Annotated in this window: 23 protein-coding genes; 21 read left to right on the top strand and 2 right to left on the bottom strand. The window is 35.1% G+C overall.

From position 1 onward, the window contains the following. Positions 1–13 precede the first annotated feature (13 nt). The 19 genes from dnaK to T513_RS0101750 all read left to right on the top strand — a co-directional run bounded on the left by dnaK (position 14) and on the right by T513_RS0101750 (position 18,457). A complete protein-coding gene (gene dnaK / locus T513_RS0101840; RefSeq protein WP_031588667.1) occupies positions 14–1,723 on the top strand; it encodes a molecular chaperone DnaK in 1,710 nt (569 codons plus the stop codon). Between the two features lie 94 nt (positions 1,724–1,817). Next, positions 1,818–2,333, top strand: a complete 516-nt coding sequence (locus T513_RS12550; protein ID WP_051654348.1) for a prepilin-type N-terminal cleavage/methylation domain-containing protein — start codon at positions 1,818–1,820, stop codon at positions 2,331–2,333. Positions 2,334–2,425: 92 nt separating this feature from the next. After that, complete coding sequence (locus T513_RS11875) at positions 2,426–2,854, top strand: prepilin-type N-terminal cleavage/methylation domain-containing protein (RefSeq protein ID WP_080703075.1); 429 nt, start codon at positions 2,426–2,428, stop codon at positions 2,852–2,854. A gap of 150 nt (positions 2,855–3,004) precedes the next feature. After that, complete coding sequence (locus T513_RS0101825; protein ID WP_031588664.1) at positions 3,005–4,933, top strand: PulJ/GspJ family protein; 1,929 nt, start codon at positions 3,005–3,007, stop codon at positions 4,931–4,933. A gap of 19 nt (positions 4,934–4,952) precedes the next feature. Beyond that, positions 4,953–5,432: a hypothetical protein gene (locus T513_RS0101820; protein WP_031588663.1), complete on the top strand. Its 480-nt coding sequence runs from the start codon at positions 4,953–4,955 to the stop codon at positions 5,430–5,432. 3 nt (positions 5,433–5,435) lie between these two features. Further along, positions 5,436–6,320 (top strand): pilus assembly FimT family protein, encoded by an 885-nt coding sequence (locus T513_RS0101815; protein ID WP_031588662.1) that lies wholly within the window; start codon positions 5,436–5,438, stop codon positions 6,318–6,320. A gap of 5 nt (positions 6,321–6,325) precedes the next feature. Further along, positions 6,326–7,084 carry a prepilin peptidase gene (locus T513_RS0101810; protein WP_031588661.1) on the top strand — a complete coding sequence of 253 codons (759 nt, stop codon included), beginning with the start codon at positions 6,326–6,328 and terminating at the stop codon, positions 7,082–7,084. A gap of 12 nt (positions 7,085–7,096) precedes the next feature. Next, positions 7,097–7,291, top strand: a complete 195-nt coding sequence (locus T513_RS0101805) for a hypothetical protein (protein WP_031588660.1) — start codon at positions 7,097–7,099, stop codon at positions 7,289–7,291. A gap of 116 nt (positions 7,292–7,407) precedes the next feature. Continuing rightward, positions 7,408–8,595 (top strand): type II secretion system F family protein, encoded by a 1,188-nt coding sequence (locus T513_RS0101800; RefSeq protein ID WP_031588659.1) that lies wholly within the window; start codon positions 7,408–7,410, stop codon positions 8,593–8,595. Between the two features lie 9 nt (positions 8,596–8,604). Continuing rightward, positions 8,605–9,507, top strand: a complete 903-nt coding sequence (locus tag T513_RS0101795; RefSeq protein WP_031588658.1) for a type IV pilus biogenesis protein PilM — start codon at positions 8,605–8,607, stop codon at positions 9,505–9,507. Positions 9,508–9,510: 3 nt separating this feature from the next. Next, positions 9,511–10,173: a hypothetical protein gene (locus tag T513_RS0101790; protein WP_031588657.1), complete on the top strand. Its 663-nt coding sequence runs from the start codon at positions 9,511–9,513 to the stop codon at positions 10,171–10,173. A 1-nt stretch (position 10,174) separates the two neighbouring features. Beyond that, positions 10,175–10,768 carry a type II secretion system protein GspM gene (gene gspM, locus T513_RS0101785; RefSeq protein WP_031588656.1) on the top strand — a complete coding sequence of 198 codons (594 nt, stop codon included), beginning with the start codon at positions 10,175–10,177 and terminating at the stop codon, positions 10,766–10,768. An 18-nt stretch (positions 10,769–10,786) separates the two neighbouring features. After that, complete coding sequence (locus T513_RS0101780) at positions 10,787–11,311, top strand: hypothetical protein (protein ID WP_031588655.1); 525 nt, start codon at positions 10,787–10,789, stop codon at positions 11,309–11,311. 6 nt (positions 11,312–11,317) lie between these two features. Beyond that, positions 11,318–12,994, top strand: a complete 1,677-nt coding sequence (locus T513_RS0101775) for a GspE/PulE family protein (protein WP_031588654.1) — start codon at positions 11,318–11,320, stop codon at positions 12,992–12,994. 4 nt (positions 12,995–12,998) lie between these two features. Then, positions 12,999–14,042, top strand: coding sequence for a type IV pilus twitching motility protein PilT (locus T513_RS0101770; RefSeq protein ID WP_029070445.1), 1,044 nt, complete (start codon positions 12,999–13,001; stop codon positions 14,040–14,042). 129 nt (positions 14,043–14,171) lie between these two features. After that, positions 14,172–14,393: a DUF6465 family protein gene (locus tag T513_RS0101765; RefSeq protein ID WP_029070446.1), complete on the top strand. Its 222-nt coding sequence runs from the start codon at positions 14,172–14,174 to the stop codon at positions 14,391–14,393. 156 nt (positions 14,394–14,549) lie between these two features. Next, a complete protein-coding gene (locus T513_RS0101760; protein WP_031588653.1) occupies positions 14,550–15,821 on the top strand; it encodes an O-acetylhomoserine aminocarboxypropyltransferase/cysteine synthase family protein in 1,272 nt (423 codons plus the stop codon). A 101-nt stretch (positions 15,822–15,922) separates the two neighbouring features. After that, the gene (locus T513_RS11625; RefSeq protein ID WP_080703074.1) at positions 15,923–16,915 is read left to right on the top strand and encodes a C39 family peptidase; all 993 of its coding nucleotides are present in this window, start codon (positions 15,923–15,925) and stop codon (positions 16,913–16,915) included. Between the two features lie 66 nt (positions 16,916–16,981). After that, the gene (locus T513_RS0101750; RefSeq protein WP_031588651.1) at positions 16,982–18,457 is read left to right on the top strand and encodes a bifunctional ADP-dependent NAD(P)H-hydrate dehydratase/NAD(P)H-hydrate epimerase; all 1,476 of its coding nucleotides are present in this window, start codon (positions 16,982–16,984) and stop codon (positions 18,455–18,457) included. A gap of 27 nt (positions 18,458–18,484) precedes the next feature. Here T513_RS0101750 and pgeF read toward each other — a convergent pair whose 3' ends face one another. Together pgeF and T513_RS0101740 are read right to left on the bottom strand one after the other, a co-directional pair. After that, a complete protein-coding gene (pgeF, locus tag T513_RS0101745) occupies positions 18,485–19,243 on the bottom strand; it encodes a peptidoglycan editing factor PgeF (protein WP_031588650.1) in 759 nt (252 codons plus the stop codon). Next, on the bottom strand, positions 19,243–20,889 hold the full coding sequence (locus tag T513_RS0101740) for an Rqc2 family fibronectin-binding protein (RefSeq protein ID WP_031588649.1): 1,647 nt from the start codon (positions 20,887–20,889) through the stop codon (positions 19,243–19,245). Before T513_RS0101740 ends, pgeF begins: the two co-directional genes overlap by 1 nt. Positions 20,890–20,984: 95 nt before the next feature. Here T513_RS0101740 and gmk point away from each other — a divergent pair, with 95 nt between their 5' ends. Both gmk and priA read left to right on the top strand, forming a co-directional pair. Beyond that, a complete protein-coding gene (gene gmk / locus T513_RS0101735) occupies positions 20,985–21,554 on the top strand; it encodes a guanylate kinase (RefSeq protein WP_029070451.1) in 570 nt (189 codons plus the stop codon). A gap of 58 nt (positions 21,555–21,612) precedes the next feature. Then, positions 21,613–23,799 (top strand): replication restart helicase PriA, encoded by a 2,187-nt coding sequence (priA, locus tag T513_RS0101730; RefSeq protein WP_031588648.1) that lies wholly within the window; start codon positions 21,613–21,615, stop codon positions 23,797–23,799.

Below are 23,799 nucleotides of genomic sequence, written 5' to 3'. Positions count from 1 at the left end.
GAGATTGTCATTAATGGGAAAAGTCATAGGAATTGATTTGGGGACAACCAATAGCTGTATGGCGATTTCAGAAAATGGCCATACAACCATTATTCCTAATAGTGAAGGGATGAAGACAACCCCTTCAGTAGTGGCGTTTAATAAAGATGGAGAGCGTCTTGTTGGTGAATTGGCAAAGCGACAGCTTTCGATGAATCCACATAATACCATCATGTCCATTAAGAGATTGATGGGAACAGATCAAAAAGTAACGCTTAACAACAATCACTATACGCCTCAGGAGATTTCAGCTATGATTCTTCAGAAGCTTAAGATGGATGCTCAGCATTATCTTAATGAAGAAGTAACACAGGCAATCATTACTGTTCCGGCTTACTTTAATGATGATCAGCGTCAAGCTACAAAGGATGCAGGACGTATTGCAGGCCTTGATGTTATTCGTATAATAAATGAACCGACTTCAGCTGCTTTGACTTATGGACTTGAAAATCATTTTGGTCAGAAAGTGATGGTCTTTGATTTAGGAGGAGGTACATTTGATGTTTCTATTATTGAAATAGGAGCAGGGGTTATTGAAGTTTTATCTACAAGTGGTGATAATCATCTTGGTGGAGATGATTTTGATGAAGCGTTAGCTACATTTATCTTTGAAGATTTTCTACTGAAAGAACATGTGGATTTAAGAAAAGATCTTGTAGCAAAAAGAAGAGTGCTTGAAGCAGCAGAGAAAGCAAAGATTGATCTGTCTACTATGTCTTCAACAACAATCTCATTGCCATTTATCTATCAGGATAGACTGGGAGTAAAGAATCTAGAAATGACAATTGATCGAGCTGTCTTTGAAACATTGACACAAGAACTTGTAGAACGCTGTGTCCTTCCTATGCAGCATGCATTAAACGATGCAAGACTCACACCAAGTGATCTCGACAAATGCATTATGGTCGGAGGAGCTTCACGTATACCATCAGTCATTAGGAGAGTAGCACAAGTCATTGGGAAAGAACCATCCCATTCTTTAAATCCTGATGAATGTGTCGCTAAAGGCGCTGCAATCCAGGCAGCCAAACTCTCGCGACAGATTGTGCTTTCAAGCACAGGAACTTCAACGGATCTTCTTTTATTAGATGTAACGCCGTTGACATTATCAATAGAAACAGTAGGAGGAGTGGCTACGCCACTAATTACTCGTAATACCACTATTCCAACAACTTACTCGCAGATCTTTACTACAAGTACCAATTTCCAAAGACAAGTAGAAATCAACGTACTGCAGGGAGAAAGACCGCTTGCTAAAGATAATAAGTCATTAGGAAAGTTTAAATTAAAACATATCAAACCTGCATTAAGAGGAGTCCCTCAGATAGAAGTTACGTTTGATATTGATGCAAACGGTATTGTTAATGTAAGTGCAAAAGATCTTTCTACGGGACATGCACAATCCATTACTATTGAATCTTCATCACATATGAGCAAAGAAGAAATAGAAAAAGCAATGGAAGAAGCAAAGAAATATGAAAAAGATGATGCTAGTAAGAAAGAGAGAATTCTCTTTAAGAATGAATCAGATGCCTTTCTTGCAGAAAAGCATGATCATCTTAAAAAAGAAATAAATGAATATAAAAAAGCTTTAAAAAAAGTTCAAATAGACAAGTGTTCTGAAAGTGATTTTAAAAAGTTACGTGAACACTTAGATAAGCTAAAACATGCAGCGAATATATAGATATATTCGCTGTTTTTTTTCTGTCAATAGTAATATTTATGTCAAAATAAAGTGAAATTATGGTATAATGGCGGTGAGAGTAGGAGTGGTTTATATGTTGGAAAGAATGAAGGGTAAGAAAGGATTTACACTAATAGAAATTATTGTAGTCATTGTAATATTGGCAGTTTTAATGGCAGTGGCAGTTCCTAGTGTTATGCAATATACTGTTGCCAGCAAGGATGCAAAGTATGAAGCAGGTGCGAGAGCTGTCTTTCAGAGAGTTCAATATGAATATATGAAATTTTATATGGAACATGGCAGAGATCCTAAGGGAAAGGATAGAAACAGTGAATTGAAAATTCCTAGATCTAAGTTCAAAGGAGTGAATGTCAATCATATTCGTATTCATGTCACTGCTGACCATAATGTCGATGCTTTAAGTGCCACAATTTATCCAGATGGTGTAAATAGTGATGATAGAAATACAAGAGATCGATACCATGATCAATGTATTATTTTTCGAATTGATACTAATAAGAATGTCCGCATTGATAGAAAATGGAGTACAAGTAGTCCGATACTTTTAAAGGATCCTTTTTTCGAAGTAATGATTGCAAAAGATCAATGAAAGCGCTATAAATAATTTATTTTATTTTCTGAAAATCTGTTGCGTAAAAGTCAAATTATGGTAAAATAATCACGAAAGGGAGGTTTTATACCATGTTCAAAAAATTAAAAAATAAAAAAGGATTCACATTAATTGAAATTATCGTTGTTATCGTAATCTTAGCTGTATTAATGGCTGTTGCAGTTCCTTCAGTTATGTCTTACATGAATGAAGGTAAAAATGCTAAATATCAGACTGTTGCAAGAGCTGTATTAATTGATGCTCAGACTCAGTATGCAAAAGCAGTTGCAGATGGTAAAGATGAAAATGCAGCAAAACAAGCTGCGCAAAGTTATATCGATAATAAAACTTATACTGGTGTAAATGACGTTAAAGAGACTGCAATTACTGTTTCTGGTGGAACTGATGCTGCTGAAAAAGATATTCAAAAGGTTGTTTGCAAAATTCAGATTGAATCTGATGGGCCAACAAAAGAAGTAACTATCGATACTAACAAAAAAGTTGAAGTTAAAGATGCATAATAAATAATTCAATTACACAATACTATAGAAACCCGACCTCATTGTTTAATACAATGAGGTTTTTATTTATATCATTAATTTGTTAATTAATTTATTTATTTGACGTTAATATGATATAATAATGCTGAATAATTATGGGAGATTTTGCTTATGAAAAATGAGAAAGGATTTACACTCATAGAAATAATTGTATCACTTGCGATTGGATCTATTGCGCTATTTGTAGCTGGATCTGTATTGGTTAATACGTTTCGATTATTTGGAGTTTATTCTGATACAACTTTAAGAAAAAGGAGTCTGGATAATGTTGTTGAGTATTTTAGAAAAGAATTAGAATATTCTACTGATGCATGGTATGTGGAATCTTTTGATAAGATTCCAGAGAAACTTCATAGTGGAGATAAGTGGAGATGCATGTATGTAGAAGATGGTAGACTTTATTGGACAAATGATGCTACTAAGCAAGCTAAACAGTTATTTTCTGATGGGTTTTATAATGGGAAAGAAAATAAGTTGTCTATTTCTTTTACGAATGTGATTAGAACAAGTGGGCATACGCCTCATAATTTTATTAATTTGTATTATTCATTATTTAATAGTAATGAGAAGTATGATAAAGAAGATACTATTCATATGAGTAATCTTAATGAGACATTGACGGAAGATTTAAGTGTTGATGCTAATCTTCAATATCATAAGTTTAGTGAAAAGCAAAGTTTATCTTCTAAAAGATTGTATTATCGTTCTACGAATTATTCTTCTTCAGAAACAATAGAGGATGTTAATCCAACACCAACACCTGATCCTGGTGATGTTACTCCTACTTATACTTACACGGTAAAAGATAAACTGTATCTTATGACACCTTATTTGAATATGGGATATTATGAACCAGAGGAATCACATTCTGCTGATTTTAATGATAATTATCCAATTCAATCAATTTATCGTGCAGGTGATTATGTATTTTATAAGGGATATTGGTATATTTTATTAGAATCTACAAACGATAATGTTGCTCCTGATAAACCTAATTCTTGTTGGGAAAAACTTGATGAGAATTATGATAATAATTCTGGATATGTTAAAGGTGATATTGTAAGAGGTAGTGATGGTCAATATTATAAGTGGACTGGTGATTGGAACTGGCATAACAAGGGTATTGATCCTGTATCATTTACTAATCAAAATTCTACACAATGGAATGTTTTGACTACTCAAACACTTTCTAAAGTTGCAAAGACTATTAATGATTCAAAAGAGGCAGCGTCAATTAAGTCCGGTCAATTTATTAAATATAATAACCGATATTATCAAAGGACACCGTTAGAAGCAAGCAATGATGCCGTTCCTTATATTGGACCTTGGAGTCTCTATTGGAGAGAAGCTGAACAAATGCCAACTGCAAATTCTAATATTTACAATGAGCACATGTTTCTTGATAATAATGAGGAAAATGGAAATAAGAGAATGAGTATCGAAGCTCCTACAAATTCATTGATTTTACAAAGAAAAAATAAGTATAAGCTAAATTATCCGACATATGAAACACAGTTTAATGGTATTGAGGAATATGATACGTTGAAGGATATGCAAGGCGACTATAAGAAAGGTAGTGTTGTTAAGGTTAAGATCTATAATGGTGGTAATAATCATGATTATTATCAGCTTTATGTAAAGATCTTTACTGATTACTATAAATCAGGTACAACGCATGAACCTGGTAATAAGAATCATGATGAACATTCACATGGTTTATTATCAGGATGGAAATTATTAGAGAATGAATATCAGCCATATAGTTCGTATGAACAAGGTGATTGGGTTCGTACGGGAATGAGAAATAATGTAGCTGATGGTATTCATGACTATAGAATATGCTTTGGTGGTGATATGTATAATAAATATTCTTCATTGACACTTGCGAGCAGGAGAACTTGCAATATTGATAAGCATTCGTATATGTCAGGTTATGGTGAACGGGATATAGTTAATCAGTTTATCTTGCAGGAGATTACGGAATGGGTTAATGGGAAAAAGCTTGAGTGTCGAGATTCTATCTGGAAGAAACCAAATTAATGAGTGAGAAGGGGTTTGAATGAATAATAATAAAGGATCTGCGTTAACTTTTACAATAATAGCAGGATTGATTGTAACGATACTTTTGGTAGGAATGATTTCTTTAGGTGGTAGTTATTATCGTCAATCTGTAAATAACTATTCCAAAAGGCAAGCTTACTTGAATGCTAAAAGTATTTCAGAGAGTCTATCTGCCTATATTGTTAATAATCAAGATAATCTAAAAAATGATGGAAATTTTAAAGATGCTTTATCATTAATGAAATTGAGTCATGATATTACAATCAATCCTACTGATATTCACCTTGATGATAGTGATTATTCTTTAGGGAAAGTAAAAAAATGTACTATTACAAGAAATAAGGATACATTGCACATTGTGGTTTATGTCAAAGTATATTATCGTGGACAGACTGATTCATATAAGGCTTATGTATCTTATAATAACGAAAAGCATTGGCATGTCGGTAAAGATGCTGCAAAGTTAAAGGAGGAATAGAAAATGAAGAACAATAAAGGTTTTACACTTATAGAAGTTGTGATTTCATTTTGTATTCTTGCCATTATTTTTTCAGCTGTATTGACAGCTGTGCTGTCGTTTTCTCATCAATTGGTTCAGTCTAATAAATTAAAGAGAAATGTGGATTCGACATTCTCCGAGGTTCAAAAGGAAACAGAAGCAACTAAAAGCAATAAGAAAATATCTTTTCGTGTAGGTGATCAGAATTATGAACAGGAAATTCAGATTTATGAGAAATCTATAATTAAGCCTGATATCCTGATGCAGCGTTTTGAAGCATTTGAGAAGAATGTAGATACTGTATCATTGCATAAAGTTGATACGAATCTTGTTACATTTACCGTTTATGATCGTATACAGTTTATTGATTGTGTAAGAGAAGATGGAAGTAAACTTGATCAAGGAGATTATGTAAGTGACAATAGATATCGCATAGGTGATTATGTTACTTATAATAATAAAATCTATTTAAAGGTAGCTAAGACTGATGATTGGGTTGTTACTGGGAAAAATATTTCTTCTGATATTAAGATTGAAGAGAAACAAGTAAATGATACCTTATCTCCTGGCAATGCGTTAAGTGGCTGGCAGTTAATGAATCCAGCTTTTGATCCAAATTCTACATATTTAAAAGGAGATCTTGTCGTTAATCAGAACTCTGGTAGCGATGATATCTACTGCTGTGATTTGAAATATAATGGATCAAATGTGGATGCAGTTGGCTATTCAGGAAGCAGCACACCAGAAGATGCTCGAAAATATTCATGGACATATGTTGGAAACTATTCAAATGCCAAGAATTCCACTAAACAACAATATAAAGATTGGTTAACTAAATATTTAACAAACTCAGAAATATACGGGTGATAAAAATGATTTTAGTATATATTTATGCATTTATAGTAGGGGCATGTGTCGCTTCATTTATTAATGTTGTTATTGATAGATTGCCTAAAGGCATATCAATAAGCAAAGGAAGAAGCAGATGTGATGAATGCAAGACACAATTAAAATGGTATGATCTCATACCAATTGTAAGCTGGGTTCTTTTGAGAGGAAGATGCCGCTATTGCGGCGCAAAGATTGGCTGGCGTACGCCGCTCATTGAAATAATGGGAGGATGTATTGGCTTGATCTGTTTACATGCATTCTATTTTGATATTGTGACACCTTTTGTTTTTGTATGCTACATGATCCTTTTGGCTATTACGTTTATTGATATTGATACTATGACAATACCGGATGAACTTGTAATAGCGTTAGGGATAATGGGTATTCTTTCGATTTTTGTTGCAGATGTTCCTCTTATTGAAAAGGTGATTGGATTCTTCTGTGTCAGTCTGCCGATGCTTGGCTTATGTTACATCAAGGATGGCGCCTTTGGCGGAGGCGATATTAAACTCACAGCGGTGCTTGGTTTTCTGCTAGGCTATAAGCTTATGCTTATTGGTATATTTATTGCGATTGTGTTAGCTGGCATTTGGGCTATTTTCTTGTTGGCAACTCATAATATTAAATTGCAGGAACATATGGCATTTGGTCCGTTCATTTGTTTTGGTGCATTTATTTCTTCATTGTATGGATGGCAATTATTGCTTTTGTATTTGTCTTTCTTTAATCTTCATCTATAAGTCGGTGATAACATGTTTTCATCAAAGAAAGAAATTGATTATAAGAGATTAAAAAAAGATCTGATTAATGAGTATGGAGCACAGATGGTCAGCTTTTCAGGAGTCTTTGGCTTTCTTGATATGTGCAAGGTAGAAGATGCATCAAATGAGCAGCTTCTTGAACTTGCTAAAAAGGAACATTTTAATTTAAAAAAATACATGAAATAAAAAGTGAGGTCGATAAGATCTCACTTTTTTGCTAATATTATTTGACTAATAATTGACTGTGTATTCAAAAAAAGTAATATTTGGGTTATAATTGTATATATGGAGGATGATTGAAAATGGCTGTATTTAGATATTGTGCAAAAGATATTTATTCTAAACACCACTTTGGCAAAGTGGAAGTTGATAATTATGAAGAACTTCTTAATCATTTAAGAGAAGAAGGGCTGTTTTTAATTTATTCCAAAGAAGCCAAAGATGATAAGAAGAAAAAAGTTATCAAGAATGATGCAGCTTCAGATTTCTGTCGTCAGATGGGAACTATGATTCAATCAGGGATCTCACTTATTTCTGCAATGTCCATTGTTGTAAGACGTGAACATGATGCAAAACTAAAAATGATTTATCGTAATGTCTACGTTAAGCTTCAGCAAGGTTTTCCAATGAGTACAGCTTTATCCATGCAGGATGATATGTTTCCACCATTAATGATCAATATGATCAAAAGTGCAGAGGCATCAGGTAAACTTGATCAGGCATTCTTGAAATTAGCTGACCAGTTTACTAGAGATAATAGATTAAATGGGAAAATCAAATCTGCAATGACATATCCAATTATTCTATTTACTGTTACAGTTATTGTTATGATTGTAGTATTTACAGTAATCATGCCGCAGTTCTTTGAAGTCTTCCATGGATATGAGATGCCAATAATCACAAAGATTGTATTTGGTATTTCTAAAATCATGATTCATTCATGGTACTGGATATTAATTGTTTTATTATCATTAATAGCATCAGTCAATGCATCATTGAAGGCACCTTCAATAAGATATAAATGGGATCGCTTAAAGATTAAACTGCCATTGATTGGTCATTTGATCAGTATCATTTACACAGCACGTTTTGCTCGTAGTTTAAGTTCGTTGTATACAAGTGGTGTATCAATGATTAAGTCTTTATCGTTGGCAAGAAAGACCATCAACAATGTCTACATTGAATCGCAGTTTGAACAGGTAGCATTGGATGTACGTTCTGGACAAAATCTATCTGTGGCATTAGATAAAGTTGAAGGTTTTGATCCAAAACTTTCTGCTTCAATCTACATTGGTGAAGAATCAGGTCGTCTTGATACGATGCTCGACAGCATCAGTGATGATTTCGAATTCGAAGCAGAGATTGCGACAGACCAGATGATAACGATTCTACAGCCAGTTCTTATCATTGTGTTAGGGGCAATGATTGGACTTATTATCATATCTGTCATGTTGCCATTGTATTCACTATATGGCAGCATTGGAAATTAGGGGATTCTTATGGAAAATATTATTTTAATAAAGACACAAAGTATTGAATTTATTCAAGGGAAACGTAAAAGAGATGCGGTTAACATCGCCCATCACGCACATGTTAAAATAGATGATAATGCCATTATCAATGGTGTCATTATTGATGATACAAGCATCAAGGAAGCCTTGGCTGAATTAAAGAGTCAATATGATATTGAAGAGTGTATCTTGATTCTAGATAGTAATAAGATCATCGCAAGATCATTGGTTATTCCAAAGATGTCAAAGAAAAGAATCATAGAACATCTTAAAAATGAGTTTGCGACCCTTTATGAAGGTGATGAAGAGATGCTCTATGATTATGGTTACATTGGAGAAGATGAAGAAATAAAAAAAGCAGTGCGTATATTAGGAGTGGGGATTGATAAAGACTTGATTACGACATATCTTAATCTATTTGAAAGTCTTGAAATAAATGTAGTCGATATTGACTTTTCAATCAATATTCTTATTAGATTAAAAGAATATTTGCCTAATATGACAGATGGTTCATTTTCTATTACAAGAGTTGATGGAAATGAAATTATTTCATCAGTATTTTCAAAGGGAAATTATGTTTTAACGACAAGAAACAGAATATTCTCTGATATCAGCGATACACAGAGCTTTGGCTCAGATATTGTTAGAGCAATATCTCAGCTTCAGCAGTTTGCGAACAGTCCGAAAAATAATGCACCGTTCTCAACAGTTTATTTTTCAGGATTGAGTCCGGATGTTAGTGATCTTGTCTGTGAGAGAATATCAAACATTTTAGAAATAGAAAGCATGATGCTGCCAAAAGCAAAAGGTATTTATTATGACAAGGAAAATGAGGAAGAAGTTTCCTTGAATAATTATCTTAATACTTTAGGTTATCTGATAGGGGAGTAAGGAATGGGAATCAAAAGCAAGAGAATAAATATTCTTGCGGTATACGAGGAATCGTTTAAAGATCCGCATAGATATGATAAATACAAAATAATTTTGCCAATCGCCGGAATTGTTTTTGTGGTCCTTGTTGCATCTGGAACAGCACTGTATGCGAGATTGGCAACTCAAAGTGAATTAAATGATGTAAATCGTCAGATAGGAAAGACAAAAGGGGCATTATCTGTGGCTGATAAAGAGTCCTATGAGGAAACAAAAACTTTGATTTCTGATAACCAGAAAATCACAAAGTTCAACAAGTCACTTGATGACTATGTTCCCTTTACACAAAAAATAGGAGACGATCTCTATAATCGTGCAGAAAAGTCTGATTGTCAGATTACACAGATGACATTTTCAAAAGACAACAATGCAGTAACAGTGCAGGGGACTACAATCTCAGCATTGAATGTCAATGAATATGTAGATGAGATTTCAAAGAACACGCATTATGATAAAGTGACTTTTAATGGTTATACATCTGATAAATCACAAGAGGATACTACGCAACAAAATACAACTGATCAAAATGCAACTGAAGAAGATACAACTGGCAATCAGAATACAACACAGCCTTCTAACTACACTTATCATTATTCAGTAAGTTTTCAATTGAAAGGAGGAATGTAGAGTGAAAGAGATTTTTCAGTCTATGTCGAAACGAGAAAAGATTATGCTTTACGTTCTTCTTTGTTTCCTATTGATTATGGGAGGATGGTTTGGTCTCATTAAGCCACAGCTTGATGGCTATCAAAAAAACAAGGAAACCATTGCCAAAAGAAATGTAGAACTGACTGAACTGCAGTCTAAGCTGCAGCTTTATCAGAATGCTTCTACACAGTTGAGCGTTCAGAAAAATAATCATAAACAATTGACACAACGTTATTATAAAAAGACATCAAATACAAATTTGAGTAAAACAATCACAACTGAAATTCAAAACTGTCAGCTTACACCTGTTTCATTAAATATGACATCTGGACAAAAACAGACAAATGATCAGGAAGGCAGTGAACAAACAACATTGCCAAAGAATATCACATTAAGCACAGTATCTATTATCTGTGATGGTGACAGCAAATCTTATTTAAAATTTATTGACCAGATCAGAAGTCGTATCAAGAGTGCGTATATCTCTTCATTTAGTTATAGCGTAGATAATGATTCTACTTCATCTGTAAGATTTAACACTGTGCTAGAGATCTATATGTTAAATGAAGAATAGATAATTGAGGGTTAGTCTATGAAACTAAAGAAGATAAAGATCTATCTACTGATGTTTATTACCTTCTGCATCTTAGGATATAGCTCATTTAAGTTTTATAGGATTGTCGATAATGCATTGCACTATAACGAAAAACGCATACAGAAAAAAACAGAAAAGGTGATTAAATATGTTCACGATGAACTTATTTATACACCATATCTTACCTTCACTAATGCAAGTCCTGATAATGAACATAAGTGGCAGGCACTGTATGTAAAAAATGGAATGCTTTATAAAAACAACCATCCAGTATTTAAGAAATCTTTTTATAAGGGACATAAGCTTTCCATCCATTTTTTGGGATACATAAGATCAAAAAGTAGAATTGATTTTAAATATGAAATGGAAGGAAAGTACGATTATGCTCAAAAACAGACATTAGAATTACTTAAGTTTAAACTAAAGAATCATTTAGATACAAATCTTCCAGATTCTACTGAATCGTATAATCTGGATATCAATGAAAATCATCACAATAAGATTTATTACTATAAGGAGTAAAGAGTTATGAAGAATCTACGATTGGGAGATATGCTTGTAGAAGCAGGGTATATCACTGAAGAGCAGCTACAAGAAGCTTTACAGGCACAAAGGGCTGATCGTTCAAAGAAGATTGGTGAACACTTGATTGACCTTGGCTTTATCAAGGAAGAAGAAATGCTGGTCGTTCTTTCAAAGAAGATGGATCTGCCTTTGATTTCTCTTGAAACATATGAGATTGATAAAGAGGCAGTAGGCCTTATACCAGAAGAATTATCAAGAAAATATAATATGATTGCGATTCAGAGTAAAGAAGAAAACGGCTTAATTGTTGTTACAAATGATCCACTAAACTACTATGGTATTGAAGATATTCGCTTGGTAACTGGCAAGCATATTAAATTATTCTTGGCAATGGAAAAAGATATTTCCAATGCGATTGACTATTATTATAGTGAACTCAATTCAAGTACTGCTTCTGAAGACATCAACAAGAATGCGGACTTGTATGCTTTTGAAGATGAAGAACTCTTTAATGTAGATGATGACGATTCTCCTGTAGTAAAGCTTCTTAACTCTATTCTTATTAAAGGATACAGAGATAATGTATCAGATATTCACATTGAACCATTTGAAGATGAAACATTAGTTCGTACAAGAATAGATGGTATGTTACTTGACAGCATGAAGTTACAATCAACTATTCATTCACCGCTGGTAGTACGTACCAAGATTTTATCTAACTTGGATATATCTGAACGACGTATTCCTCAGGATGGTCATATTATCACAACAATCAATGGGATTACGATGAACCTTCGTGTATCTACTATTCCTACAGTTCATGGAGAAAAGATTGTTATGCGTTATCTTAACTCCAATGCTGAAATTGATTTTGAAAACAATTATGGCATGCATGATGAAGATGCAGCCAAGATGAACAAGATGATGGAAATGCCAAATGGCATCATCTATGTAACAGGGCCTACTGGTTCAGGGAAAACAACAACATTGTATATGGTCATGAAGGCCTTAGCTAAAAGACAGGTCAATATCACAACCATTGAAGATCCAGTAGAAGAACAATTGGAACGTATTAATCAGGTACAAGTCAACAATCAGGCGGGAATGAGCTTTGAAGCTGGACTAAGAGCTATCTTAAGACAGGATCCAGATATTATCATGGTAGGTGAAACACGTGATAATGAAACAGCTGATATTTCCGTTAGAGCGGCTATTACAGGTCATCTTGTCGTTAGTACATTACATACCAACGATGCCTTATCTACAATCGTCAGACTTGAAGATATGGGCGTAGAACCATATATGATTGCCAGTTCACTAGTTGGTGTAGTGGCTCAAAGACTTATCAAGAAGGTATGTCCATACTGTGCCACACAGGAACCACCAACACCTGAAGAAGAAAAGATCTTGACTAAGAAGATTCCTTACGTCTCTCATGCTCACGGATGTAATCTATGTAATCATACAGGCTATTCAGGAAGAACAGCTATTCATGAAATTGTACTCATTGACCGTCACGTAAAAAGAATGATTTCAGAAGAGAAATCATTGGATGATATTAAGGCCTATGTAAAGAAAACGCAGAATTATAAATCACTTTTTGAAGCCGCACAGGATCTCGTAGAAGAAGGTGTGACAACAATGGCTGAACTAAAACGTATTTCTTACTATGAGGAGTAATCATATGAACGTATTGGATACACTATTAGAAAAAGCAAGATTTAAAGGCTACTCTGATGTCCATATTGATGAAAAAGGACAAGTAACCATTCGTGAGAATGGTGCATTGAAACTAGTAGAAGGATATTCTCAAGAAGATACTAAGAACATGCTGGATATTCTCTGTGAAAAAGAGGATCAATCTGTTCTTAGCAAAGGTGTCGATTTAGACTTTGTCTATGTAGAAAACAGCATGCGTTATCGTGTAAACGTCTATCTTCAGCAAGAACAGCGTACAGCTGCTATTCGTGTCATCTATGAACATATTAGATCAATAGATGAACTAAAACTACCTGAAATCATGCGTACACTTACTAAAGAACCGCGTGGACTAGTGCTAGTTACAGGACCAACTGGTTCAGGTAAGTCTACAACGCTTGCGGCAATGATTGATGAAATCAATCATCATCGTCATTGTCATATCATTACGATTGAAGATCCAGTCGAATATCTTTATAAAGAAGACTTGGCTCTTATTCACCAAAGAGAATTGAATAGGGATGTAGATTCATTCAACACCGCCTTAAGAAGTGCGATGCGTGAAGATCCAGATGTTATCCTGGTAGGAGAAATGCGTGACTTTGAAACCATTCAGGCAACAATTACATTAGCTGAAACTGGGCATCTTGTCTTCTCTACATTACATACCATTGGAGCAGCCAAGACCATTGATCGTATTATCGATGTCTTCCCACAGCATCAGCAAGCGCAGGTAAGAATTCAGTTGGCAGGTGTTCTAAAAGCTGTCATCACTCAGACACTTCTGCCAATGCAAGGCGGACGTGGTCGTATTCCAGCATTTGAAGTTATGCTTGTCAATGATGCCATTGGAAACCTCATAAGAGAAAACAAGGGGCATCAGATCAATTCTATGATACAGACAGGAGCTGCTCAGGGAATGATCTCCTTGAATCATTCTTTGATGACACTTGTCCAACAAGGCTATATAAGTAGGGATGAAGCATTGAAGTATGCGGATAATCCTAAAGAATTACAAGAACTCATCTGAGTTCTTGTTTTTTATTTTGACGGATAAAATTATAATAAACATAAATTTAACTATCTTTTTTTATATTTTTTGTATTTTCTTGTATAAAAAGCATAGAAAAGCTATAATGATATTGTGGAGGTGGGTAATATGAAGGTTAATGTAGAAATTCAGTATGATTTTTTCAATGTATCTAGTCAAGATATCGAAAGGTTAGTTAAAGAGGACCTTAAAGAAAAAAATGTTAAAATAAGGGATATTGAAAATCTTAACATTTATTATAAGCTAGATGAGAAAGCAATCTATTATGTTGCCACTTTAAAAGGAAAGAAAATTGTTGGCACAGGGAATACCCCACTTTATATTTATTGAGAAAGTAGTTTTAAATTTATGTTTTTCCTAATAAATATAATTTATTATGGAAAAATACGGTTTTTTATGAGCATCGTAAAGAAGATGCTCTTTTTTTATATTGAATGTTAATAGGATAATGTCTATAATTATTTTAAAAAAGCAAGGAGAGAATTTATGAAACAAGAAACGAAATGTATACAAGCAGGCTATACGCCAAAAAATGGTGAACCAAGAATGATTCCAATCATTCAGTCTACGACTTTTAAATATGATACAAGTGAAGATATGGGTAAATTATTTGACCTAGAAGCTTCTGGTTATTTCTATACAAGATTACAGAATCCTACTAATGATTTTGTCGCTAATAAGATTGCAGCACTTGAAGGGGGAACTGCTGCCATGCTTACAAGCAGTGGTCAGGCTGCTAACTTCTTTGCGGTATTTAATATTGCCAATGCTGGTGATCATGTAATCGCTTCTACAAGCATCTATGGAGGAACTTTCAATTTGTTCAATGTCACAATGAGAAAGATGGGCATTGACTTTACTTTCATTGATCCAGATTGCAGTGAAGAAGAATTAGATGCAGCATTTAAACCAAATACAAAAGCAGTATTCGGAGAAACAATCGCTAATCCTGCCTTGACTGTATTTGATATTGAAAAATTTGCTAATGCTGCGCATAAGCATGGTGTACCACTAATCGTGGATAACACTTTTGCAACTCCAATCAACTGTCGTCCATTTGAATGGGGATGTGACATTGTCACTCATTCAACTACAAAATATATGGATGGACATGATGCAACAGTTGGTGGTGTCATCGTTGATCATGGTCAATTTGATTGGATGGCACACAAAGAAAAATTCCCTGGATTATGTGAACCAGATGAAAGCTACCATGGCTTAACATATGCAACTAAGTTCGGTAAAGAGGGAGCCTTCATTACAAAATGTACAAGTCAGCTTATGAGAGACTTTGGCGCAATCCAGGCACCAATGAATGCCTACTTCTTAAATCTTGGATTAGAATCATTAGCAGTTAGAATTCCTGTTCATTGTTCAAATGCACTTAAAGTAGCACAGTTCCTAGAAAAGAATGAACATGTTTCATGGATTTCATATCCATCACTCTCATCAGATAAATATTATGATCTAGCACAAAAATACATGCCAAATGGTACTTGTGGTGTCATCGCCTTTGGTGTAAAAGGTGGAAGAGCTGCTGCTGAAATATTTATGAAAAAATTAAAAGTTGCGATGATCGCAACACATGTTGCTGATGCACATACATGCGTATTACATCCAGCATCATCAACACATCGTCAGTTGACTGATGAAGAATTAAAAGCTGGTGGAGTTATGCCAGATATGGTTCGTTTATCAGTCGGTATCGAAAACGTTGAAGATATCATTGAAGATTTAAAACAGGCATTAGAAGATTAATTGTCAAATTAATGATAAAATCCTATAATCTCTTTGAATTAGAGGATTCTCATCGTGTTTTCAATTTGCATTAAATTATTTATATGGTAAACTAAGTGGGAATGCGAAAGGATGATAAGATGACAGGAAAGAATGCACAGCGTCGCAAGTCAACTTCAAGTAGGCATAGAAATAGTAAGGGCTCATTAAGATACCCTAATGCTCGTCAAAGAAAACTTCATGCCTATTCTCAATTTCCTACTAAGCCTAAGAAAAGAAAACGTTTAAGAGTTAAACGTGTTATATCTGCTGCATTAGTTTTATTCCTTTTTATCGGAATGGGATTCTTCACAGTTTCTAAGTTCTCTAAGAAAAAACCAGAGACTGTAACAACAGTAAAGGAAACAGAGAAGGTAAAAGCCAAGACTGTTAAGAAAAAGACTGTTCAGAAAACTTTAGAAGCAAAAGATATTACAATTGATATGTTAAAGAAGCAAGGATGCCCAAGTGAATTAATCACATATACACAAAAGTATCCTGAAATTGCTAAATTTGCATATGAGTACAAGACGAAAGCTTCTACTTTCAATGCACAAAGCATTGATATTACTGGAGAAGTCAAGAAAGGTACGATTCCTAAATTTATTCAGTGGGATCAAAGATGGGGCTATCGTACATTCAGTGCCGGATTATTTGCGCCAAGAGGATGTGGACCTACATGTATGTCCATGATCTATTCAGGATTAACAGGCAAGACTGACAAGGATCCTTACACATTAGGACAATGGGCCTTAAAGCAAGGATACTATCGTGAAGGATTAGGATCTTCCTTTAATTTTCTTATTCAAGGTGCAAGCAAGTTAGGACTAAAAGCAAGAGTTCTAAACAAGCAGCCTAAGAATATCCAATCTTACTTGCGCAGTGGCTATGTTCTCATCGCTAATGTAAAAAAAGGTGACTTTACGACAAGTGGTCATTACATTGTTATTGCAGGAATCAACACTGATGGCAAACTCATCATACATGATCCAAACAGTGTCAATAATACAAACAAACTCTGGGACGTTAATCGTGTCGCAAGACAGACAAAGGTTGTTGTTGGCTACAAGATCTAAAAGGAATACGAGAAAATGCTCGTATTCCTTTTTTATTTGATATAATAACTTAAGGAGGTCATTTGTATGTATGTAGGATCACAAAATCAACTTAAAGCTTATGATGCCTATCTTATAGAACATGGCTATACGATAGAACAGCTCATCGATTATGCGAGTGACGCATTATTGAAACATATATCTTCCTATCAGCATATTGGAATCTTAGTAGGACCAGGCAATAATGGTGCTGATGGTCTATCTCTAGGATTGAAGCTTGATGAAACAGGCAAAGATGTATGCATCTATTATATTGGTGATTACTCACGTTTCTCACAAGGCAATCGCTATTATTTTAATCAGTGTCTAGATCAATTAAGAATGATCAATCTTGATGAAACTTTCATTGATGAAAAAGAACTTAATCGTCATGATGTCATTGTGGATGCTTTCTTTGGATTTGGCTTAAATAGTGCACCAAGGGGACTTTATAAAAGTGTCATTGATCTTATTAACCTTTCTTATAGAGGAGACGTTATCGCAGTAGATTGTCCAACCGGACTCAACTGCAATACAGGAACACCTTATTCCACTGTACTCTTTGCACAAAAGACCATTGCACTTTCAGCCTTAAAAGAAGGTTTCCTTAATCCTGAAAGCCAGGTCTTTACTGGAGACGTTGTTGTAGAAGAATTAGCTATTGATAATCCCTTCATGGAAGCAGGACTCTATGCACTCTTTGATAAACAGGATGCGCAATCAATGATCAAACAAAGACGCTATGATGGCTACAAGAATATGTACGGCATTGATCTGCTTATCTGTGGATCGCATCAGTATCGTGGTGCACCTATTCTTTCTGCCAAGGGCGCTCTCTATTCAGGAGCCGGAATCATAAAGGTCATGAGCGATGAAAAGGTTATTGATCTTTTACCGCTGTCACTGCCAGAGTGCATTGGTATTTCAAGATATAAGCCAATAACCAAAGAAGAACTTCAGGGCTATGATGCAATACTGATTGGATGTGGTCTTTCTTTAGAAAAAGAATCCTATCTTCTCACTTCAGATGTGCTAGTCAATGCCAACTCACCATTAGTCATCGATGCGGACGCCTTAACCATCCTTTCAACGAACATGTCACTACTAAAGGATATAAGCGTACCCGTCATCCTCACGCCTCATATCGGCGAATTTAAACGCATGTGGCCTTACGAAGAAGGGGCAGACCTTATGGAAGAAGCCACTGCCTTTGCGAAAGCCTATGACGTTATCCTCGTCCTAAAAGGGCCTCATACCATCATTACTGATGGAACAGAACACTATCGCATTGCCTCTGGCAATAAGGCGATGGCCGTAGGGGGGATGGGCGATACACTCGCCGGCATGATTACTTCTTTTCTAGGGCAAGGCTATGCGCCTTTGTCAGCGGCGTTGCTTGGAACATATATTCATGGGTTTACGGGTGATATTCTTGCGCGTAAACGTTATACTGTGATGCCTGAATTGCTGGCGGAACAGATTCCTTGTGCTATGTATATTTTAAGTCAGAAAATTGAAGAATAATAAAAGCATGTCATCACGACATGCTTTTTACTTCTTAAGTCTAATGATTGATATATTACGACAGGCTGTCTTTGTTTTTCGATAGCTGAAGAATAGATCTTCATGTTCAGTTGTACAGTATGGTGAAACTTCGATATGGTCTCTAGGTACACCAAGATTCAACAATTGCTGAAGGATGAGGGACTTGCTGTCAAGAAGATAGTGCTTATCATCTATCTTCTTGTAGAAAGAAGATGTATCAAAATCCATCTTCTTTACCTGATCAATAATATCATCCATCGCTTCAAAATTTCTCATCTCAAGAGAAGGACCAATATAAGCATAAAATCCTTCAGGAGCGCAGTTTTCATTGGCAATAAGATAAGAGACAACCTTTGACACAATCTGTGTAACAGTACCTTTCCATCCTGAATGAATAGCTGCTACAAGATGCGATTCATGGTAAAGAAGCACCGGACAGCAATCCGCATGGAATGTATAAAGCAGAAGATCAGTATCTCTAGTATAAGTGGCATCAATTGGCTCGAAGGCATCATCTAGGGAGGTAATGCCACGACCGCCATCTTTAAGACTGACTTTTAGAAAATTCGTAGTATGTCTTTGCATTGGTGCAACCATATGCTTTAAATCGGTGTGTAAAGCTTCTGCCAAACGTTTTCTATTGGCGATGATCTCTTCATCATTGCCATCATGAAACTGCATATCAAAGAGTTTTCCATCCTGATATCCAGCAACAGTATATCCTTCAAATAAATCATTGTTCATTGACCAAGGCAATAATTTCATTATCTTTCCTCAACTTTCTCTAATTCTTTAAGTACAGAAGAATCAGGATCAATATAGATAGTCTTATAATGTCCAAGCAAGACAAGACCAGGCTTATTGCCACCAGGTTTCTTTAAAGTCTTAACCTGTGTATAGTTAACTGGTACGCTTGAACTGTCTTTACCTTTTGAGTAGTAGGCAGCTACACCAGCTGCTAAACGAATAGTGTATTCATCAAGATTATCACTATGTACAATGACATGAGAACCAGGCATATCTTTGACATGGAACCAGTAGTCCGTCTTCTTCGCTTTTTTGAATGTGACATAATCATTTTGAATATTGTTCTTGCCTACGTAGAAAAGAACATCATCCTTCGTTTTAAGTGTCTGATAATGAGGATGCTTTTTCTTCTTTCTGATTGACTTAGACATCTTCTTTTTAAGATAGCCAAGATTTTCCAATTCTTCTTTCATTTCCATGGCATCATAATAATCCGCATTTTCAATAAGTGTCATCATACGATCGAAATAATTGATTTCTTCTTTAGTAAGATCAATCTGTTCCTGCAATACTTTCAAGGAATTCTTAGCCTTCTGATATTTATTGTAGTATCTATTGGCATTGGTTTTCCCATCATAACGTTCATCTAGAGGAATCGTCATTTTTGTTCCATCATAGTAGTTATCTACAGTGACTTCCTTCATTCCTTTTTTAATAAGATGCAATGAAGCATAAAGAAGATCACCTTTAATACGTAAGTCATCACTGTTCTGTGAATCAAAGAGTGTCATCTCAAGCTTCTTGAGCTTATTGACATTCTTTGTATATTCATTACGAATAAATCGTGATAAATCATTGGTCTGCTGCTTAATGCGGTCTTTCTGATCTCTTTTATCATAGAAGACATCCAATCCTTCAAATAGATCATAGACTTCATAGTCCTCACTTAAGTTAGTTAAAGGGAGAACATGATAGTAGTCTTTATTGTTATGATGCACAATATAAAGTTTATCGCTTTCTTTGATGTCATTCATAATCGTATCAAACATCATGCCAAGATGCATACGATGTGTAATTTCATTGGCAAGATCTTTTCCAAAGCCTGCATATGTCTTTACCAGCTGATCAGTTGGTGTATAGAAATCTACGAAAGGATTCTTCTTTTCAAGTAGAGGAGGGTATTCATAGATAATACCAGGCTGTAGGATACGTGAAGATTCACTTGGAGAGACACGTTTTAAACATTCAATGATCTTATTGTTTTCATACGTTAAAATGAAGTTGGAGTATTTCCCCATAATTTCAATATAAGCATAGTATGTCACTTCATCCTTGAAGTCATTGCGTCCTTTTAAAGTTAACTTTAAGATACGATCTAGACCGACTTGTTCAATGTCTGCAATAAATGCACCATCCATATGTTTTCGCATTAACATTGTCAATGCATTAGGACTATCCGGAGTAGGATAGTTTAAGTCTGTAAGCTGTACTCTCGCGTACATTGGATGGATGGATACAAGCAGTTTTTGATTCTTGTTGTGAGCTCTGACATTCATCAAAAGCTCGTTTTGAGATATAGTATATATTTTTGATATTCTTCCAGTTGCAATACGTTTATTTAAGGCTTCTACAACACGTGAAAGAACAATTCCATCAAAAGCCATTTTTAATCACCCAAAAAATAGTATAACATACTTGAAAATGTTTGACATCATCCCTTAGAAAATATAATATAGACCTAATTAAGAGGAGAGTTAACATGAAAAAAGGATTATTGATTATTCTTAGCGGTCCTAGCGGTGTTGGAAAAGGAACGGTAAGAGAAAAGCTGTTTGAAGATGCTACATTGAATCTTGCATATTCTATTTCCATGACAACACGTTCACCTAGACCAGGAGAAAAAAATGGAAGAGAATATTTCTTCGTTACAAAAGAAGAGTTTGAAAAGAAGATTGAAGAAGGTGGATTGCTTGAACATGCACAGTTCGTTGGTAATTATTATGGGACACCTAAAGCTTATGTCGATCAGCTATTAAGCGAAGGGAAAAATGTTCTTCTTGAAATTGAAGTACAGGGTGCACTTCAGGTTATGGATAAAGCTCCTGATGCATTAACCATTTTCCTTGTTCCTCCAACAATGGAAGAACTTGAAAAAAGAATTCGTGGAAGACGTACTGAAGAAGAGAATATTGTTCAGGAACGTTTAAATAAAGCAGCCAAGGAAATTGCTACTAAAGATAATTACAAACATGTAGTTGTCAATAATACTGTAGAACAGGCAGCTAGCGAAATTGCTGAAATCATTAAAGAAAACATTGCGCAGCACTAAGTGCTGCTTTTTGTTTGAAATCCATATGTGATATGATAATAACAATGGAGGTGGTAGCATGTATATTGCACATGTGTTAGTAGAGCATTCTTCACATGCTCTTGATCGTAGTTTTACTTACTTATCAAAAAAGCCAGTTAAAGCAGGTGTACGTGTGTCCATCTTCTTTAATCATCAACGTATTGTGGGATACATTTTAAATGTTGAATATACATCAAAGACAAAAGAAGAGCTAGAAATCGAATATGGCTTTAGACTTGCTTATATTAATGAACTGATAGATGAAGAACCTATCTTAAATGAAGAATTATTGAGTCTTGCCAAGAGTCTTTCAAAAGCAACAGTCTCACCATTGATATCCTGTCTTCAGGTCATGCTGCCAGGAAATCTAAAACCAAAAAGCGTGAAGCGGGTTGCTATTAAGACATTGAAAGCTATTCGTGTCATCAGTGATGAAAAGGCGAAGACGAGTAAACAGAATGAGTGTTTAGAGATATTAAGATCAAAAGATTTCTTTCTTCATGATGTCCCTTATTCTCGTGCATTGATTTCTAAGCTTGAAGAACAGGGACTAATAGAAATCTATGATCAGGAAATATTGAGAACACCAGAAGTTGAAAATGTGGATTCTTCTGAAGTCTTATTGACTGATTCACAAAAGAAAGTGGTAGAAGGCATACTTGCTACAAAAGAAGAAAGCATTTCTCTTATTCATGGGGTAACAGGATCAGGGAAGACAGAAGTCTATATTGATCTGACGAGACATATTCTTGAACAGGGAAAAAATGTCATTATGCTTGTTCCTGAAATATCTCTGACACCGATGATGGTCAAGATATTCAAATCACGCTTTGGCAATCAGGTTGCTATTCTTCACTCCCGCTTATCAGCAGGAGAGAAATATGATGAATATCGACGAATCACAAGAAAAGAAGTACGCATTGTGGTGGGAGCACGTTCTGCAATCTTTGCACCATTGGAAGATATTGGTCTTATCATAATGGATGAAGAACATGATTCAAGCTATAAGCAGGAAAATACGCCACGCTATGCAACCCTTCAGGTGGCTAAGATGCGTGCAAGAACTCATAAATGCCGTATTGTATTAGGAAGTGCAACGCCGCTAGTAGAAAGCTATGCAAGAGCGAAGGCAGGATTCTATCATCTCTTTGAACTTCCTGAACGTATCAATAAGAAGCCTCTTCCTCATGTGGATATTGTCAATATGGAAGAGGAGACAAAAGCGGGCAACTATGGCTATATGTCACAATTGATGAAGTCAAGACTTCAGGAAACAATTGATAGAGGTGAACAGGCGATACTTTTATTAAATAAAAGAGGGTATGCTTCATTTATAAAATGTACGGATTGCCAGGAAGTTGTGAAATGTCCTCACTGTGATGTTACCTTGACTTATCATAAAAATGAAGATCGATTAAAATGTCATTACTGTGATTTTAGTATGAGTGTACCAAGAGAATGTCCTTCATGTCATTCTACGCATTTAAAAAAGATTGGATATGGGACACAGCGTATTGAAGAGTATATTCAATCACATATTGTTAATGCTAAAGTGATGCGCTTTGATTATGATACAACAAGAAATAAGAACAGTCACACTAAGCTTTTAAAAGCGTTTCGCAATAAAGAAGCAAATATTCTTGTCGGAACACAGATGATTGCCAAAGGACTGGATTTTGAGAATGTCACATTTGTCGGTGTGCTTTCCGCTGATCTGACTTTGACATTGCCTGATTATCGCGCGAGTGAACGTACCTTCCAGTTGCTTACTCAGGTCGCAGGCAGAAGTGGGCGTGGAGAGAAGAGCGGCAGTGTTGTCATTCAGACATATAACCCTGATCATTATGCTATCGCATTAGCAGCTAAGCATGATTATGCACACTTTTATGAGAAGGAGATGGCCTATCGTAAATTGGCCAATTATCCTCCATATTGCCATCTTCTCGCAATTGTTGTACAATCCAGAAGTGATGCTGTTGTAAAACGTGCAGCTACGGAAATAAAGTATCATTTAGTGAAATCATTGAATGACGCACAAATCATTGGTCCTAGTGAAGCTGGTATCTTTAAGATGAAAGATACTTATCGTGAACGTATTCTTGTAAAGTATAAAGATGCAAAACCGGTCTATAGGATCTTAGAATCACTCAATGACTTCTATAATAAAAAACAAAATGGAAAGGTAAGTATGGTATGTGATTTTCATCCATACACTTTGATTTAA

Origin of the sequence: Kandleria vitulina DSM 20405, from assembly GCF_000702065.1 — a bacterium.
Lineage (GTDB): Bacteria > Bacillota_I > Bacilli_A > Erysipelotrichales > Coprobacillaceae > Kandleria > Kandleria vitulina.
This window is presented reverse-complemented; position numbering and strand designations above follow the sequence as displayed.